The sequence below is a fragment of the Streptococcus sp. HMSC067A03 genome (assembly GCF_001814295.1).
In the GTDB taxonomy this organism is placed as follows: Bacteria; Bacillota; Bacilli; order Lactobacillales; family Streptococcaceae; genus Streptococcus; species Streptococcus constellatus.
Genome location: NZ_KV815680.1, coordinates 94,998 through 111,602 on the forward strand (window position 1 = coordinate 94,998; position 16,605 = coordinate 111,602).

The 16,605-nt window shown below is 40.3% G+C and carries 14 protein-coding genes and 1 other RNA gene; 14 read left to right on the top strand and 1 reads right to left on the bottom strand.

Going from position 1 to position 16,605, the window contains the following annotated elements; genetic code table 11:
• Positions 1-21 precede the first annotated feature (21 nt).
• The 6 genes from gpsB to ahpF all read left to right on the top strand — a co-directional run bounded on the left by gpsB (position 22) and on the right by ahpF (position 5,663).
• Complete coding sequence (gene gpsB, locus HMPREF2963_RS07615) at positions 22-363, top strand: cell division regulator GpsB (RefSeq protein WP_003070262.1); 342 nt, start codon at positions 22-24, stop codon at positions 361-363.
• A gap of 13 nt (positions 364-376) precedes the next feature.
• Positions 377-741: RNase P RNA component class B (gene rnpB / locus HMPREF2963_RS07620), an RNA gene on the top strand.
• Between the two features lie 55 nt (positions 742-796).
• A complete protein-coding gene (locus HMPREF2963_RS07625; protein WP_070669324.1) occupies positions 797-1,951 on the top strand; it encodes a THUMP domain-containing class I SAM-dependent RNA methyltransferase in 1,155 nt (384 codons plus the stop codon).
• A gap of 12 nt (positions 1,952-1,963) precedes the next feature.
• Positions 1,964-3,448, top strand: a complete 1,485-nt coding sequence (locus HMPREF2963_RS07630; protein ID WP_070669325.1) for a cell division site-positioning protein MapZ family protein — start codon at positions 1,964-1,966, stop codon at positions 3,446-3,448.
• A 104-nt stretch (positions 3,449-3,552) separates the two neighbouring features.
• On the top strand, positions 3,553-4,119 hold the full coding sequence (gene ahpC, locus HMPREF2963_RS07635; RefSeq protein WP_003070257.1) for an alkyl hydroperoxide reductase subunit C: 567 nt from the start codon (positions 3,553-3,555) through the stop codon (positions 4,117-4,119).
• An 11-nt stretch (positions 4,120-4,130) separates the two neighbouring features.
• A complete protein-coding gene (gene ahpF, locus HMPREF2963_RS07640; protein WP_006270071.1) occupies positions 4,131-5,663 on the top strand; it encodes an alkyl hydroperoxide reductase subunit F in 1,533 nt (510 codons plus the stop codon).
• A gap of 48 nt (positions 5,664-5,711) precedes the next feature.
• On the opposite strand, the gene HMPREF2963_RS07645 is transcribed toward ahpF, so the two are convergent.
• Positions 5,712-6,194 carry an S-ribosylhomocysteine lyase gene (locus HMPREF2963_RS07645; RefSeq protein ID WP_003070253.1) on the bottom strand — a complete coding sequence of 161 codons (483 nt, stop codon included), beginning with the start codon at positions 6,192-6,194 and terminating at the stop codon, positions 5,712-5,714.
• A gap of 216 nt (positions 6,195-6,410) precedes the next feature.
• Between HMPREF2963_RS07645 and HMPREF2963_RS07650 the strand changes: the two genes are divergently transcribed.
• The 8 genes from HMPREF2963_RS07650 (at position 6,411) to pknB (ending at position 16,537) form a co-directional block, all read left to right on the top strand.
• Complete coding sequence (locus HMPREF2963_RS07650; RefSeq protein ID WP_070669326.1) at positions 6,411-8,018, top strand: ribonuclease Y; 1,608 nt, start codon at positions 6,411-6,413, stop codon at positions 8,016-8,018.
• A gap of 161 nt (positions 8,019-8,179) precedes the next feature.
• Positions 8,180-8,806 carry a guanylate kinase gene (gene gmk, locus HMPREF2963_RS07655; protein WP_003043430.1) on the top strand — a complete coding sequence of 209 codons (627 nt, stop codon included), beginning with the start codon at positions 8,180-8,182 and terminating at the stop codon, positions 8,804-8,806.
• Between the two features lie 25 nt (positions 8,807-8,831).
• Entirely contained in the window at positions 8,832-9,146 is a 315-nt protein-coding gene (gene rpoZ, locus HMPREF2963_RS07660; RefSeq protein WP_003031464.1) for a DNA-directed RNA polymerase subunit omega, read from the top strand.
• Between the two features lie 58 nt (positions 9,147-9,204).
• Positions 9,205-11,586 (top strand): primosomal protein N', encoded by a 2,382-nt coding sequence (locus tag HMPREF2963_RS07665; RefSeq protein WP_070669327.1) that lies wholly within the window; start codon positions 9,205-9,207, stop codon positions 11,584-11,586.
• Positions 11,587-11,659: 73 nt separating this feature from the next.
• The gene (gene fmt, locus HMPREF2963_RS07670) at positions 11,660-12,595 is read left to right on the top strand and encodes a methionyl-tRNA formyltransferase (RefSeq protein WP_070669328.1); all 936 of its coding nucleotides are present in this window, start codon (positions 11,660-11,662) and stop codon (positions 12,593-12,595) included.
• Positions 12,585-13,898 carry a 16S rRNA (cytosine(967)-C(5))-methyltransferase RsmB gene (gene rsmB, locus HMPREF2963_RS07675; RefSeq protein ID WP_003070239.1) on the top strand — a complete coding sequence of 438 codons (1,314 nt, stop codon included), beginning with the start codon at positions 12,585-12,587 and terminating at the stop codon, positions 13,896-13,898. The genes fmt and rsmB overlap by 11 nt, the downstream gene beginning before the upstream one ends.
• Positions 13,899-13,916: 18 nt before the next feature.
• Positions 13,917-14,657 (top strand): Stp1/IreP family PP2C-type Ser/Thr phosphatase, encoded by a 741-nt coding sequence (locus tag HMPREF2963_RS07680; RefSeq protein ID WP_003028411.1) that lies wholly within the window; start codon positions 13,917-13,919, stop codon positions 14,655-14,657.
• On the top strand, positions 14,654-16,537 hold the full coding sequence (gene pknB / locus HMPREF2963_RS07685; RefSeq protein WP_003070235.1) for a Stk1 family PASTA domain-containing Ser/Thr kinase: 1,884 nt from the start codon (positions 14,654-14,656) through the stop codon (positions 16,535-16,537). The genes HMPREF2963_RS07680 and pknB overlap by 4 nt, the downstream gene beginning before the upstream one ends.
• Positions 16,538-16,605: the final 68 nt, after the last annotated feature.

A 16,605-nucleotide genomic window follows, 5' to 3' on the forward strand; every position in this document is an offset into this window, starting at 1 on the left:
TGAACGAGAATGGAGAGAGAAATGGCAAGTATTATTTACACACCGAAAGATATTTTTGATCAAGATTTTAAAGTTGGCGTCCGAGGTTATAGTAAAGTAGAAGTAGATGAATTTTTAGACGATGTCATTAAAGATTACGAAACGTATGCTGCTTTGGTAAAGGAACTTCGTGAAGAAAATACTCGTTTAAAGGCTGAACTCGCTAAAAAGTCAGCTGAGTCGGCAACTTCACCTTTAACACAGTCTATCATGGAAACTCCTCAAACAGCTTCTGCTACGTTGACAAATTTTGATATTTTAAAGCGTTTAAATCGTTTGGAAAAAGAAGTATTTGGCAAGCAAATCTTAAATAACGAAATTTAATAAGTAATGTGCAATTTTTGGATAATCGCGTGAAGAGTCGTCTTTTCATGAGGAAAGTCCATGCTAGCACGGGCTGTGATGCCCGTAGTGTTTGTGCTAGGTGAAACAATAAGCCTAGGGACGAGAAATCGTTACGGCGGACGAAACAGCTACGTCTCTGGATATGCTGGAATAGTCCTGAAAGTGCCACAGTGACGTAGTTTTTGCGGAAACGCAAAAAGTGGAACGCGGTAAACCCCTCAAGCTAGCAACCCAAACTTTGGTCGGGGCACGGAATGCGTGGAAACGAACACAGCATTCTGACTGGAAACAGTAGACAGATGATTATCGAAGGAAATGATACCTAGTTATTTCTGGAACAAAACATGGCTTATAGAAAGTTGCATATAGGTTTAGCTAGCGTATTATGCTAGCTTTTATTTTGAGAGGGTAAATGAAAACAAAATTTAAGTTGATTGCGACTGCTGCGGCTGGTTTAGAGGCTGTAGTTGGTCGTGAAATCAGAAATCTTGGCTTAGAATGTCAAGTGGAAAATGGACGTGTTCGATTTGAAGGAACTGTCGAGACCATTATTGAAACCAATCTCTGGTTGCGTGCAGCAGACCGTATTAAAATTGTTGTTGGCAACTTTCCAGCTAAGACTTTTGAGGAATTATTTCAGGGGATTTTTGCTTTAGATTGGGAAAACTACCTGCCACTTGGGGCAAAATTTCCAATTGCTAAGGCAAAATGTGTCAAATCAAAACTCCACAATGAACCAAGTGTGCAAGCTATTTCTAAAAAAGCAGTAGTCAAAAAGTTGCAAAAGCACTATGCTCGACCAGAGGGTGTCCCCCTAATGGAAAATGGAGCTGAGTTTAAAATTGAAGTTTCTATCTTGAAAGATGTAGCGACTGTTTTGATTGACACGACAGGCTCTAGCCTTTTTAAACGTGGCTATCGGACTGAAAAAGGTGGCGCGCCCATTAAAGAAAATATGGCGGCTGCAATTTTACTCTTATCCAATTGGTATCCAGATAAACCTCTGATTGATCCGACTTGTGGTTCAGGAACTTTTTGTATTGAAGCAGCTATGATTGGCATGAATATGGCGCCGGGGCTTCATCGCCATTTTGCATTTGAAGAATGGAATTGGGTTGACTCAGACTTGGTTGGGTGTGTTCGCGCTAGAGCTTTAGGGCAGATTAAGCAAGATATTCAGTTGGATATTTTAGGAACTGATATTGATGCGCGGATGGTAGAGATTGCCAAGCGAAATGCTGAAGAAGCAGGTGTTTCTGAGCAGATTGTTTTTAAGCAAATGCGTTTGCAAGATTTGCACACCAACAAGATAAATGGTGTCATTATTTCCAATCCACCCTATGGAGAGCGATTATTGAATGATGATGCTGTGACCAAACTTTATCAAGAAATGGGACAGACTTTTGCACCACTAAAGACGTGGAGCAAATTTATCTTAACTAGTGATGAAACATTTGAAACAAAATTTGGTAGTCAAGCCGATAAAAAACGTAAACTCTATAACGGGACTTTAAAAGTAGATTTATATCAATATTTTGGCCAGAGAGTCAAGCGCCGGATAGATTAGAAAGGATTTGCCGTGAGTAAAGACGAAAAATATTTGTCAGAACAAGAAGAATCAATTCTTGATTTTGAAACAGCTAAAGAAATGACAATTGGTCAGGCTGCTCGAAAAAGCGAAGAGCTTGAAGCAGGGGTGACGGAAGAGGATAATGTGCTGGATAAATACATTAAACAACACCGTCAAGAAATTGAAGCTGGAAAATTTTCGGCTCAATCTGCAGAGAAAGCGTCTGAAGTAGAGGGACAGGAACAACTGAGTCAGTTAGATTTGGCAGAATTTATCCGAGAGATGCACGAGGGTGTTCAAGAGGAAGAAGTCTTAGAAGCTGCGGATGTAGCGTCTGAAGAGTCTGCCTTTGATGAAACGGTCGCTGCACTTGCAGCCAGCGAAGCAGAGCCGCAAGAAACTTTGGAAAAAAACAGCACACAGATTTCGGAGGAATCAGAGGCTGAGACGAAAGTAATGGAAGCAATTCAGCCTGAAATGGATAACATTCCTGTGAGCTCAACTGAGACAATGGAAAGTTATTCAACTTTTACAGTATCTGATGAAGAAATGGAAACAGGGAACGTTCCATTTTATAAAAATAAGAAAGTCCTGTATTCTGCAGCAAGTGTAGCTTTACTGGCTTTAATCGGTGGGACTGTTTATCTGTCTTTGAATAGAAAGCAAGCAAAACCAGTTACAAATTCAACAAGCCAAACAAGTAAATCTTCTACTACTTCTAGCTCTGAAAATAAGGATTTGAAGGCTTTCAACAGTCTTTATGATTCATTCTTTACGGATGCAAATAAATTAGCTTTGAAAAATAGTAGTTTTGGCAATGTAGATAAATTGAAAGCAGCATTAGAAAAGTTAAAGAATACAAAGGAATACAATGTTGCTAAGGAAAAATACGACAGCTTGCTCAAACAAGTTGAAGCTGTAAAAACTGTGAATGCACAGTTTACTTCAGTAGCCATTACAGATGGTATTTTAGATACTAAAGCAAAAATTAAAAATGATGCTAAATTTACAGATATTACAACAGGAAATACAGATTTGGATAAAGTCTTGAAAGCTGCTATCAGTCTAGGAAAGAGCCAGCAATCAGCGATTTCTGCTCCTAAATCTGAGACCGCCACTACACCGTCTCAAAGTCCGGCACAAACTCAAACGCCGAAAACTGAGGCACCAGCAGCTACTCCAGCCACACCAGCTTCTGGTCCAACTTTACAGCGACATTTAAGTCGAGTCCCGTACGACCAAGCAAAAATCAATGATGCTAGTAATCCTTCTTGGAATTTCAATCCTGGTGTGTTAGAGAAAATCTTAGCAACCTCACGGGAACGTGGATATTTCACGGGAGATGATTATATTCTTGAACGTGTGAATATTATCAATGGAAATGGTTATTACAATCTATTTAGAACAGACGGAACGTATCTCTTTAGTATCAACTGTAAAACTGGCTATTTTGTAGGAAATGGCGCGGGTTATGCAGATGCTTTAGATTATTAGGAAACGTTTTCAAGCAAATTATTAGACTCTAAAAACCTTATACGCTATAATAAAACGTATAAGGTTTTTATTTTATAATTAAACTATTTTTGGAGGTAATCCTTATGTCACTTATTGGTAAAGAAATTGTCGAGTTTACAGCAGATGCTTATCATGCTGGAAATGGGAAGTTTATCACAGTTTCTAGCGAAGATTTAAAAGGTCATTGGAGCGTTGTTTGCTTCTATCCTGCTGATTTTTCATTTGTTTGCCCGACTGAGTTGGAAGATTTGCAAGAGCAGTATGCAGCTCTTAAAAAGTTAGGTGTAGAAGTATATTCTGTTTCAACAGATACCCATTTTACACACAAAGCTTGGCATGATCATTCAGATGCCATCGGAAAACTTGAATACATCATGATTGGCGATCCATCTCATACCATTTCACTTGGTTTTGATGTGTTAGATGAAAGTGGATTGTCTCAACGTGGTACTTTTATCATTGACCCAGATGGAGTTGTACAAGCACTTGAAATCAATGCAGACGGTATTGGGCGTGATGCTTCTGTCTTGATTGACAAAATCCATGCTGCACAATATGTTCGGAGTCATCCAGGTGAAGTTTGCCCGGCTAAATGGAAAGAAGGAATTGAAACACTTACACCAAGTCTTGATTTAGTTGGTAAAATTTAAGGAGGCTTCTTATGGCTTTAGATGAAACAATTAAAGCTCAACTTAAGCAGTATTTGGAGCTTCTAGAATCTGATGTTGTGTTTCAGGCTTCTTTAGGTCAAGATGAGCGTTCTGAGCAGGTACGAGCTTTTTTAGAGGAAATCGTAGCGATGTCTCCACGTTTATCACTGGAAAATACAGAAACTAATCGCCAACCAAGTTTTACTGTTACACAAATTGGTCAAGCAGGGCGTGTGCAGTTTGCAGGACTTCCCTTGGGACATGAATTTACATCTTTTGTGCTTGCTTTGCTACAAGTCTCTGGTCGCGCACCCAAAGTAGAAGATGCTGTTATAAACCGAATTCAGGCTATCCAATCCCCGCTTCATTTTGAAACTTATGTCAGCTTAACCTGTCATAATTGTCCAGACGTTGTGCAAGCTCTCAATGTGATGGCTATTTTGAATCCTAATATCAGCCACACAATGGTTGAAGGAGGCATGTTTAGACAAGAAGTTGAAGATAAAAAGATCATGGCTGTTCCAACGGTTTTCCTGAATGGTGAAGAATTTGCGAATGGTCGTATGACAATTGAGCAACTGCTTGATAAGATTTCTGGACCTGCTTCAAGTGAGGAATTTGACAATAAAGAACCATTTGATGTGTTGGTTGTTGGAGGCGGACCTGCAGGGAGCAGTGCAGCGATTTATGCCGCTCGTAAAGGCATTCGTACTGGTATGGTCGTTGAAACTTTTGGTGGACAGGTGATGGAGACTGTTGGTATTGAAAATATGATTGGTACTCCTTATACAGAAGGACCTAAGCTGATGGCGCAAGTGGAAGAACATGCCAAAAAATATCCAATTGATATCATGAAGAACCAACGTGTTAAAAACATCGAGAAAAAGGATTTGATTGAAGTGGAACTTGAAAATGGAGCTGTTCTGAAAGCGAAAACGGCAGTTCTTTCTGTTGGTGCTCGCTGGCGAAATGTCAATGTTCCTGGTGAAGAAGAATTCAGAACCAAAGGTGTAACTAATTGTCCACATTGTGACGGTCCTATTTTCACAGGTAAAAAAGTGGCTGTTATCGGTGGAGGTAATTCTGGAATTGAAGCAGCAATTGACTTAGCTGGTCTGGCAGAGCATGTTTATGTATTAGAATTTCTACCAACTTTGAAAGCTGATCAAGTGTTGCAAGACCGCGTGCATCAACTTGAAAACGTGACGGTTCTAACCAATGTAGCAACAAAAGAAATTCATGGTTCCGATCAAGTTGAAGCTATTACTTATCTCGATCGTGCGAATAATGAAGAACATAAAATTGAGCTCAGTGGTGTCTTTGTTCAAATCGGTCTTTTGCCAAATACAGACTGGCTTAAGAATAGCTCAGTGGCTTTAAATGAGCGTGGTGAAATCATTGTTGACAAACATGGTGCTACAAATGTGCTAGGGATTTTTGCAGCAGGTGATTGTACAGATAGCGCTTATAAACAAATCATTATTTCAATGGGCTCAGGAGCGACGGCAGCTTTGGGAGCATTTGATTATTTGATTCGTCAATAAAAAAGAAAACGAGCAGGAGAATTTGCATTTCCTGTCCGTTTTTTTATTTTATACAAGATGCCGCTCAAAAGGATCGTCAGAGATCCCTTGAGCTAAAATTAACTTGCACCATTCTTTGGCAGAAAAGAGACTGTGGTCTTTGTAATTTCCACAGGATTCAATGCTTGTTCCGGGAACATCAGTCCAGGTGGTTTCTCCAGCAATTTCCTCTAAAGAGGCTTTTATGACTTTGGCAATTTCGGTTGTACTATGTCGTCCCCACATAATCATGTGAAAGCCAGTACGACAGCCAAAAGGTGAGCAGTCAATCATACCGTCAATCCGAGTGCGGATGAGCTTTGCTAGGAGATGCTCAATTGTGTGTAGTCCAGCGGTTGGGATAGAATCCTCGTTAGGTTGAACCAGACGAATATCAAAATTCGAGATAACGTCACCTTTTGGACCGATTTCTTCGCCAATCAAACGTACATAAGGGGCTTTGACAATCGTGTGGTCTAACTCAAAACTTTCAACAATGACTTCTTTGACCATAAAATAGAACTCCTTTTGCTTTTACTAAATTATAGCATATTTTACCTTAATAAAGAAAAATTTATTTTTTTAAGAAACCTTGGCTGAGAGAAGGGCGAATAAAATAATATGTGAAAATGTTCACTTTCGATAATAATTTAGTTTGTGAAAAATGGATTTTTATGATAAAATAATTAAGAATTTTACAATTCAATATCAATAATTTGAGGTAAAAACATGGAAATGATTTTTGCAGGTGTTTTTGCCGTCATCATTGGTTTAGTCATTGGGTATGTAAGTATCTCAGCTCGCATGAAATCAGCGAAAGAAGCTGCGGAACTTACTCTTTTAAATGCTGAACAAGAAGCAACTAATTTACGTGGACAAGCTGAGCGTGAAGCGGATTTGTTATTAAAAGAAGTCAAGCGCGAAAGTAAATCCCTTAAAAAAGAAGCACTGTTAGAGGCAAAAGAAGAAGCCAGAAAATATCGAGAAGAAGTTGAGGCAGAATTTAAATCTGATCGTCAAGAATTGAAGCAACTTGAAAGTCGTTTGACAGAACGTGCGACAAGTCTTGATCGTAAAGATGACAATTTGACCAACAAAGAAAGAACGCTCGATCAGAAAGAACAAAGTATTTCTGACAGAACAAAAAACCTTGAGGCGCGTGAAAACAAACTGACAGAGTTGGAGCAACACAAAGAAGCAGAATTAGAACGTGTTGCCGCACTCTCACAAACAGAAGCCCGAGATATTATTCTCACTCAGACTGAAGATAAGTTATCGAAGGAAATTGCGACACGGATTCGTGAAGCAGAGCAAGATGTCAAAGAACGTTCTGATAAAATAGCGAAGGATATTTTAGTCCAAGCCATGCAACGAATTGCAGGTGACTACGTTGCTGAGCAAACCAATTCAACTGTTCATCTGCCAGATGATACGATGAAGGGGCGGATTATTGGACGTGAAGGTCGGAATATTCGGACCTTTGAAAGTTTGACGGGTATTGATGTCATTATTGATGACACACCAGAAGTGGTGACTTTATCTGGTTTTGATCCTATTCGACGTGAAATTGCACGCATGACAATGGAAGCCCTGTTGAAAGACGGTCGTATCCACCCAGCTCGCATTGAAGAATTAGTAGAGAAGAATCGTCTGGAAATTGACCATAAGATTCGTGAATATGGTGAAGCAGCGGCTTATGAAATCGGTGCACCAAACTTACATCCGGATTTGATGAAGATTATGGGACGCTTGCAATTCCGTACGTCATATGGGCAAAATGTATTGCGTCATTCTGTTGAAGTTGCTAAGTTGTCTGGTGTCATTGCAAGTGAACTCGGTGAAAATGCTAACTTAGCTCGCCGTGCAGGCTTCCTTCACGATATTGGAAAGGCTATTGACCGTGAAGTGGAAGGTAGCCATGTGGAAATTGGAACAGAATTGGCTCGTAAGTATAAGGAACATCCAATTGTGGTCAATACAATTGCTAGTCACCACGGTGATGTAGAACCTGAAAGTGTGATTGCAGTTATTGTTGCAGCAGCTGATGCACTTAGTGCGGCTCGTCCAGGTGCTCGTAGCGAATCCCTTGAAAGCTATATCAAGCGCCTGCAAGATTTGGAAGAAATTGCCAATAGTTTTGAAGGTGTGAAAAATAGTTTTGCCTTACAAGCAGGTCGTGAGATTCGGATTATGGTCAATCCTGGTCAAATCAAAGACGATAAGATTACTATCTTGGCTCATGATGTGCGTGAAAAGATTGAAAACAACCTCGAATATCCAGGAAATATCAAAGTAACGGTCATTCGGGAAATGCGTGCTGTAGATTATGCCAAATAGACCTTGCTTAACATGAGCTACTCATCTATGATGTGCAGCTCCCTGTAAGCAAATGATGCCTATATTGATTTTCAAAAACAAGCACATATCTATGCGAAAAAGCAGTTGAAAAAATACTGCTTTTTTGTTACACTAGATAGAAAGACAATGAAGGAGATATGATGGCGGATCGTGGCTTGTTAATCGTTTTTTCTGGTCCCTCAGGTGTGGGGAAGGGAACGGTTCGACGTGAGATTTTTGAAAGCTCGGATAATCAGTTTCAATACTCTGTGTCCATGACAACTCGTGCTCAACGTCCTGGTGAAGTGGACGGGGTTGACTATTTTTTCCGTACGCGCGAAGAGTTTGAGGAGTTGATTCGGCAAGGTCAGATGTTAGAGTATGCAGAGTATGTTGGCAACTACTATGGAACTCCTTTGACCTATGTGAATGAAACTTTGGATAAAGGGATTGATGTTTTCCTTGAGATTGAAGTTCAAGGGGCGCTTCAGGTGAAGAAAAAAGTGCCGGATGCTGTCTTTATCTTTTTGACGCCACCTGATTTGGCAGAATTACAAGATCGCTTAGTGGGACGTGGAACAGATAGTGCCGAAGTAATCGCCAAACGCATTGCCAAAGCAAGAGAAGAAATTGCTCTCATGCGCGAATATGATTATGCCATTGTCAATGATGAAGTTCCGTTAGCAGCGGAACGTGTCAAGCGCGTTATTGAAGCAGAGCATTTTCGCGTGGAACGTGTCATCGGTCACTATCAAGATATGCTGTCAGAACAACTTTCAGTAAGATAAGAATTTAGAAATTAGGTAAAGAATTATGATGTTAAAACCTTCAATTGACACCTTGCTTGATAAGGTGCCTTCAAAATACTCCTTGGTGATTCTTGAAGCAAAACGTGCTCATGAATTGGAAGAAGGAGCAGCTCCGACTCAAGAGTTTAAGTCTGTCAAATCAACACTTCGTGCTTTAGAAGAAATCGAATCTGGCAATGTCGGGATTCACCCAGATCCTGAAGGCAAGCGAGAAGCAGTTCGTCGACGTGCTGAGGAAGAACGCTTGCGCAGAGAAGAAGAAGAGCGTAAAATCAAAGAACAAATTGCGAAGGAAAAAGAAGAGGGTGAAAAAATTTAAGGTTGGGTCAGCTCAATCTTATTTTTTCTTTTACTGATAAATGAGAGGTGGTGAGAAAGTGCAGATTGCAAAAGTCATTGTGGATGTTCCTCTAATGCAGACAGATAAACCTTATAGTTATGCGGTGCCGAAAGAATTTTCGACTATGTTAGAAATTGGCATGCGTGTGCATGTGCCTTTTGGGAAAGCCAATCGCTTGATTCAAGGGATTGTCGTAGAGCTAGCAGAAGAAACGACAACAGAATTGAAGGAAATCGTGGAAGTGTTAGACTTTACACCAGTTTTAAATGAGGAGCAGCTGTGGCTGGCAGAAGAATTGAGAAAATCTGTCTTTTCTTACAAAATTTCAATTTTAAAAGCTATGTTACCGAGGTTTCTAAACTCCAGTTATGATAAAATTCTCCATGCTCAACCCTCTTTGAATGAAGAAGATCGACTGCTCATTTTTGGCAATGTAGATCAGCAGCATTTCTCATCACTTGATAAAGAACTGCAAGCTAAGGTCATGCGTTTAACGCGGCAAGGAGCGATTCAGTTGGAATATCAGGCAACCGATCAAAAACATATCAAAACAGAAAAATGGTATCGGGTTGATCACGAGGTTTTAGGTCAATTGGTCATTCCCAATCGGGCGAAAAAAAAGCAAGTCTTACGGGAAGTTTTACAGGATCAGACTGGAATACACCTTTTAGCAGATTTGAAAGAGAACTTTTCACGGGAAGTTATTCATTATTTTATAGAGCAAGCAGCCTTACAAATCGTTGAAAAAGAGGTGAGTCGTTCTAAGGCTTATTTTGAGAATGTTTCAGCGACGTCTGCATTGGTGTTAAATGAAGAGCAAAAAGTGGCTGTTCAAGCTATTACTCAGCAAATCGGGCACACGGGGAAGCAATTTCTACTAGAAGGAGTAACAGGGAGTGGCAAAACGGAAGTGTATTTGCAGGTTATTCAAGAAGCACTCAGCCGTGGTAAAACAGCTATTATGTTAGTTCCTGAAATCTCTTTGACACCGCAAGTTACTAATCGCTTTATTTCTCGGTTTGGTAAAAAAGTTGCTATTCTTCATTCGGGACTTTCTAATGGTGAGAAATATGATGAATGGCGTAAGGTTGAGCGAGGAGAAGCACAAGTTGTTGTTGGTGCGCGTTCTGCTATTTTTGCTCCATTAAAAAACATTGGCGCTATTATCATTGATGAGGAACATGAGGCGAGCTACAAACAAGACTCTAATCCGCGCTATCATGCACGAGATGTTGCCTTACTACGTGCAAAGTACAATCAAGCCGTTCTGGTACTAGGGTCGGCGACGCCGAGTTTAGAAAGCAGAGCGCGGGCTAGCAAAGGTGTTTATCATTTTTTGCAACTGACCAAGCGAGCAAATCCGCATGCTCAGATTCCTAAAGTAGAAATTGTGGATTTTCGTGATTATATTGGGCAAAACGAAGCTAGTGATTTTACTCCGGTTCTTTTAGAAGCAATTAAAGACCGGTTAGAAAAAAAAGAGCAAGTTGTTTTGATGCTGAACCGACGGGGCTATTCTAGTTTTGTCATGTGTAGAGAATGTGGGACGGTTGACACTTGTCCAAATTGTGACATTTCACTGACCTTGCACATGGATACCAAAAGTATGAATTGTCACTATTGTGGATTTTCAAAAGGTATTCCTCATAGTTGCCCGAATTGTTCCAGTCGGAGTATTCGTTACTATGGGACAGGAACCCAAAAAGCCTATGATGAATTAGTAGAAGCCTTTCCGCAAGCTCGAATTTTGAGAATGGATGTTGATACTACTCGGAAAAAGGGCAGTCACGAACAAATTCTCAAAGAGTTTGGGGGAGGAGAAGCAAATATTTTACTGGGAACCCAAATGATTGCAAAAGGACTAGATTTTCCAAATGTCACTCTCGTAGGAGTGCTCAATGCAGACACGGCTCTGAATTTACCTGATTTCCGCTCATCTGAGCGAACTTTTCAACTTTTGACTCAGGTTTCCGGGCGTGCAGGACGAGCTGAAAAAGCAGGTCAGGTGATTATTCAAAGTTACAATCCGAATCATTATGCGATTGCATTTGCGAAAAATCAGGATTATGAAGGCTTTTATGCTTATGAAATGCGTGTTAGAAGGCAGTTGGCTTATCCACCTTATTATTTTACGGTGGGCATTACCTTGTCTCATAAAATAGAAGAAGCGGTGATTAAAAAGTCATACGAAGTGCTGAATATACTACGTTCTGGTTTGTCAGATAAAGTTCAGATATTAGGTCCAACTCCCAAGCCGATTGCTCGCACGCATAATCTCTACCATTATCAGTTGATGATTAAATACCGTTTTGAAGATCATTTGCCAGATGTTTTAAATCAGATTTTGGATTGGACGCAACAAAAGGACAATAAAGATTTACGTTTGAGCATAGATCATGAGCCACAAAGCTTTATGTAGGGATATTTTTAGCTTTTTTTGAGGAAAAGCGTGACTTCTTCTGATATAATAGTAAAAAGAATATGAGGAAACCATGACAAAAATTATTTTTATGGGAACGCCGGATTTTTCTGCAACAGTGCTCAAAGGATTATTGGAAAGCAAGCAGTACGAAATTTTGGCAGTTGTAACCCAGCCAGATCGTGCAGTAGGACGCAAAAAAGAAATCCGTATGACACCAGTCAAGCAGGTGGCTGTAGACCATCATTTAGCCATTTATCAGCCAGAAAAGTTGTCTCGAAGTGAGGAACTGGAGAAAATAATGGCGCTTAGTGCAGACGGGATTGTCACAGCAGCTTTCGGTCAATTTTTGCCGAGTCGACTACTGGATTCGGTCAGTTTTGCTGTCAATGTGCATGCATCGTTGTTGCCTAAATATCGTGGAGGGGCACCCATTCACTACGCCATTATCAATGGTGATAAAGAAGCTGGTGTGACCATCATGGAAATGGTCAAAGAGATGGATGCGGGTGATATGATTGCGCGTCGAGCGATTCCTATCAAGGAAACAGATAATGTTGGTACGATGTTTGACAAGCTAGCACTTGTAGGGCGTGATTTACTGCTTGAGAGCTTGCCTAGTTATATAGCTGGGGATTTAAAACCAGTTCCGCAAGACAAAGATCAAGTTACTTTTTCGCCAAATATCTCACCAGAAGAAGAGCGCATTGACTGGACTAAGACAAATCACCAAATTTTTAACCAAATTCGAGGAATGAATCCTTGGCCAGTGGCACATACGCTTTTAAATGGAGAACGTTTTAAAATTTACGAAGCTACTCCAGTAGAGGGCTCAGGACAAGCTGGAGAAATTCTTGTTATTGGAAAAAAAGAATTGATTATAGCAGCTGGTGAGGGTGCAATCTTTCTTAAAGTTGTACAGCCAGCAGGAAAGCCTAAAATGGCTGTCGTTGATTTTCTGAACGGTTTGGGGCGACAATTATCGGTAGGTGATTTCTTTGGTCGATAAGAAAAAGACAGCGCGTCAAACAGCTTTTGCTGTTTTAGAAAAGGTCTTTTCAGAAGGAGCTTATTCAAATATTGCCTTGAATCAAGCCTTGCTAGAGGCGTCGTTAAGTTCTGTTGATAAAAGGCTTGTAACAGAAATTGTATACGGAACAGTTGCGCGCAAAATGACCTTAGAATGGTATTTGTCTCATGTTGTTGAAGACCGTGAAAAGCTGGATTCTTGGCTTTATATTCTCTTGTTGATGAGCTTGTATCAATTACAGTATCTTGATAAAATTCCGACGCATGCAGTTGTTAATGAAGCGGTAGAACTGTCAAAGGCACGAAAAAAGGGAAGCGAAAAGTTCGTCAATGCAGTGTTGCGAAGACTATTGCGGGATGGTGTGGCAGATATAGCCAGTATTAAGCGTAAAAATAAACGGTACTCTATTCAGTATTCTCTGCCGGTTTGGTTAGTGAAAGTCATTATCGAAGAGTATGGTGAAAAACGAGCTTTAGCCATTTTTGAGAGCTTATTTCTTCGGAATAAAGCTAGCGTTCGAGTGGCGGACTTAAGTCGCAAAGAAGAATTAAAACAATTGTTGCAGGCAGAAGATTCACTATTAGCTCCGAGTGCGTTGGTGAAAAATCATGGTCATTTTGCAGGGCATGCCTTGTTTGAAGAAGGAGTAATAACCATTCAAGACGAGTCTAGCCAATTGGTTGCGCCAACACTTGATTTACAAGGTGACGAGAAAGTGTTAGATGCATGCAGTGCACCGGGGGGCAAAACCATGCACATTGCTTCTTACTTAACGACAGGGCAGGTTACGGCATTAGATCTCTATGATCATAAGCTGACTTTAATAGAAGAAAATGCACAACGTTTAGGTTTAGCAGATAGGGTCATTACCAAAAAATTGGATGCCAGAAGGGTTTTTGAGACTTTTGGAGTGGATGCCTTTGATAAAATTTTAGTCGATGCACCATGTTCAGGAATTGGTCTGATCCGGAGGAAGCCAGATATTAAATACAATAAAAAAAATGCAGATTTTATCTCGTTGCAAAAAATTCAGCTAGAGATATTGGATAGTGTTTGTCAAAGCTTGCGAAAAGGTGGTATAATAACTTACAGTACCTGTACGATTGTTTCGCAAGAAAATTTTCAAGTGGTTGAGCAGTTTTTGGCAGCTCATCCAAATTTTGAACAGGTAAAACTAGAACATAATAGACAGGATATTCTAAAAGACGGTTGTATCTTAATTACACCGGAATTATATGGAAGTGACGGATTTTTCATCAGTCAATTTAAACGAATATCTTAACAGGAGGAAACTGACAGTATGGAAATTTCATTATTAACAGATGTTGGTCAGAAACGTACAAACAATCAAGATTATGCCAATCAATTTGTTAATCGTGCTGGTATGACAATGATTCTTTTGGCAGATGGCATGGGCGGACATCGGGCAGGCAATATTGCTAGCGAGATGGCTGTCACAGACCTTGGTGCTGCTTGGGTGGACACTCAAATTGATTCTATTAATGGTGTCCGTGAATGGTTTGCAGAGTACCTTGAAACAGAAAATCAAAAGGTTCACCAATTTGGTCAAGATGAAGAGTATAAGGGAATGGGGACGACGCTTGAAGCGTTAGCTGTTATTGGCAATCAAGCCATTTATGCTCATGTGGGGGATTCTCGTATCGGTCTAATTCGTGGTGAAAGTTATAAACAGTTGACGAGCGACCATTCCTTGGTAAATGAATTGCTTAAAGCAGGACAAATTACGCCTGAAGAGGCAGAACGTCACCCGCAACGAAACATTATCACACAATCCATCGGTCAAAGAAGTGAAGTGCAACCGGATGTCGGCATGATTAGTCTAGAGGACGATGATTACATTGTTTTAAATAGTGATGGTTTGTCTAATATGATTTCAGAAAGTGAAATTTATGATATTGTGACAAGCGACATCACTCTTTCAGAGAAAGCAGAAACCTTGATTCGTTTTGCGAATAACGCAGGTGGTTTGGACAATATTACAGTTGCCCTGATTCATTATCATAAGGAGGATGCAGAATGATTCAAGTCGGCAAGATATTTGCCGGGCGATATAGAATCATCAAACAAATTGGGCGAGGTGGCATGGCAGATGTTTACTTGGCCAAAGATTTGATTTTAGACGGGGAAGAAGTCGCGGTGAAAGTTCTAAGAACGAATTACCAGACGGATCCGATTGCTGTGGCGCGCTTTCAAAGAGAGGCGCGAGCGATGGCAGACTTGGATCATCCTCATATTGTCCGGATTACCGATATTGGAGAAGAAGAAGGTCAGCAATATCTAGCAATGGAATATGTGGCTGGGCTTGACTTAAAACGCTATATTAAAGAGCATGCTCCTTTATCTAATGAAGAAGCGGTTCGGATTATGGGACAAATTCTTTTGGCGATGCGTTTGGCGCATACGCATGGAATTGTTCATCGTGATTTGAAGCCACAAAATGTTCTTTTAACTCCAGATGGCGATGCAAAAGTAACGGACTTTGGAATTGCAGTAGCTTTTGCAGAAACGAGTTTAACCCAGACAAATTCAATGCTGGGATCTGTGCATTATCTATCACCAGAACAAGCGCGTGGTTCAAAAGCGACCGTTCAAAGCGATATTTACGCTATGGGGATCATTTTCTATGAAATGTTGACAGGACATATCCCTTATGATGGGGATAGTGCTGTCACAATTGCTTTGCAACATTTCCAAAAGCCTCTTCCTTCTGTGATTGCTGAAAATCCAAATGTGCCACAGCCTCTAGAAAATGTAGTCATCAAGGCAACGGCTAAAAAATTAACAGATCGTTATCAATCTGTTGCAGAAATGTATGTGGATTTATCAAGCTGCTTATCCGCAGATCGCCGAAATGAGAAAAAGTTGGTTTTTGATGATACTGCCAAAGCAGACACCAAAACGCTTCCTAAAGTGTCACAAAATACCTTAATTTCTGCAAGCAAACCAACTACTCCTACGCCTATAAAAGAAACAGTCAGTAGTAATTCTAAACCCACAACCAAGCCAAAAACAAAGAAAAAGCGTCGTTTAAGAACGCGTTATAAGGTTCTGTTGTCGGCAGTAGTTTTAGTGATTGCTGCTCTGGTGGCATTAGTCTATTTGAGTCCGTCAAATGTAAAAATTCCAGACGTTACTGGAAAAACTGTTGCACAAGCTCGTTCTGCAATTGAAACAGCAGGTTTGAAAGTTGGTAAGGAAAAAGATGAATATAGCGACTCTGTCAAAAAGGATTCTGTTATTCGCACCAATCCAGAAGCGGGAACACAGCGTCGCGACGGAAGCACGGTGGATCTGATTGTTTCCAAAGGTACAAAAACCTTTATTATGGAAGATTATAAAGGTCAGAAAAGAGCGGATGCTATCAACAATCTAGTCCAAAAATACAAGGTTTCAAAAGGTTTAATTAAAACAGAAGAAGTTGAAAGTAGTGAGCATGCGGCTGGAACAGTCGTTGGTCAAACGCCAGCAGCAGGTAGTACATATGATTTGACTTCAAAAGCTCGTATTACTTTGAAAGTAGCCAAGTCCGTTTCAAGTGTTGTCATGCCAAGTTATATCGGTTCAACCTATGAATTTGCCTATAACAATTTAACGCAAGTGCTTGGCATTCAAGGTGCTAATATTGAAAAACGAACGGTTCCAACAGCTCCGGCGGGAACACAAGCAAATACGATTATTAAACAAACGCCAGAAGCAAATCAGTCCTTGGATTTGAAGAGCGACCGCATTGTCCTATATGTATATGAGCCGAAAACCGAAAGTTCGTCTACATCTGAAAGTAGTTTGCAATCTGAAAGTAGTTCAGAAAAAAATAGTCCATCGTCTAGTAACTCATCAACTAGTGGTAATGATGGTTCAAGTTCAAAAACGCCAGACACAAGTGCTAGTGCAAGCAATTAAACAAGTGAGAGGATAAAGTCGTAGTTTTTAACCGATTTTCCCTCACTTTTTTTGCGCTCGTTTTACAG

What these genes read in the sequence shown, in the direction of transcription:
- gpsB (WP_003070262.1), top strand. Translation starts at nt 22, where the DNA reads ATGGCAAGTATTATTTACACACCGAAAGATATTTTTGATCAAGATTTT.
- fmt (WP_070669328.1), top strand. Translation starts at nt 11,660, where the DNA reads ATGACAAAAATTATTTTTATGGGAACGCCGGATTTTTCTGCAACAGTG.
- HMPREF2963_RS07680 (WP_003028411.1), top strand. Translation starts at nt 13,917, where the DNA reads ATGGAAATTTCATTATTAACAGATGTTGGTCAGAAACGTACAAACAAT.
- pknB (WP_003070235.1), top strand. Translation starts at nt 14,654, where the DNA reads ATGATTCAAGTCGGCAAGATATTTGCCGGGCGATATAGAATCATCAAA.
- HMPREF2963_RS07645 (WP_003070253.1), bottom strand. Translation starts at nt 6,194, where the DNA reads ATGGTCAAAGAAGTCATTGTTGAAAGTTTTGAGTTAGACCACACGATT.
- HMPREF2963_RS07625 (WP_070669324.1), top strand. Translation starts at nt 797, where the DNA reads ATGAAAACAAAATTTAAGTTGATTGCGACTGCTGCGGCTGGTTTAGAG.
- gmk (WP_003043430.1), top strand. Translation starts at nt 8,180, where the DNA reads ATGGCGGATCGTGGCTTGTTAATCGTTTTTTCTGGTCCCTCAGGTGTG.
- ahpF (WP_006270071.1), top strand. Translation starts at nt 4,131, where the DNA reads ATGGCTTTAGATGAAACAATTAAAGCTCAACTTAAGCAGTATTTGGAG.
- HMPREF2963_RS07650 (WP_070669326.1), top strand. Translation starts at nt 6,411, where the DNA reads ATGGAAATGATTTTTGCAGGTGTTTTTGCCGTCATCATTGGTTTAGTC.
- rpoZ (WP_003031464.1), top strand. Translation starts at nt 8,832, where the DNA reads ATGATGTTAAAACCTTCAATTGACACCTTGCTTGATAAGGTGCCTTCA.
- ahpC (WP_003070257.1), top strand. Translation starts at nt 3,553, where the DNA reads ATGTCACTTATTGGTAAAGAAATTGTCGAGTTTACAGCAGATGCTTAT.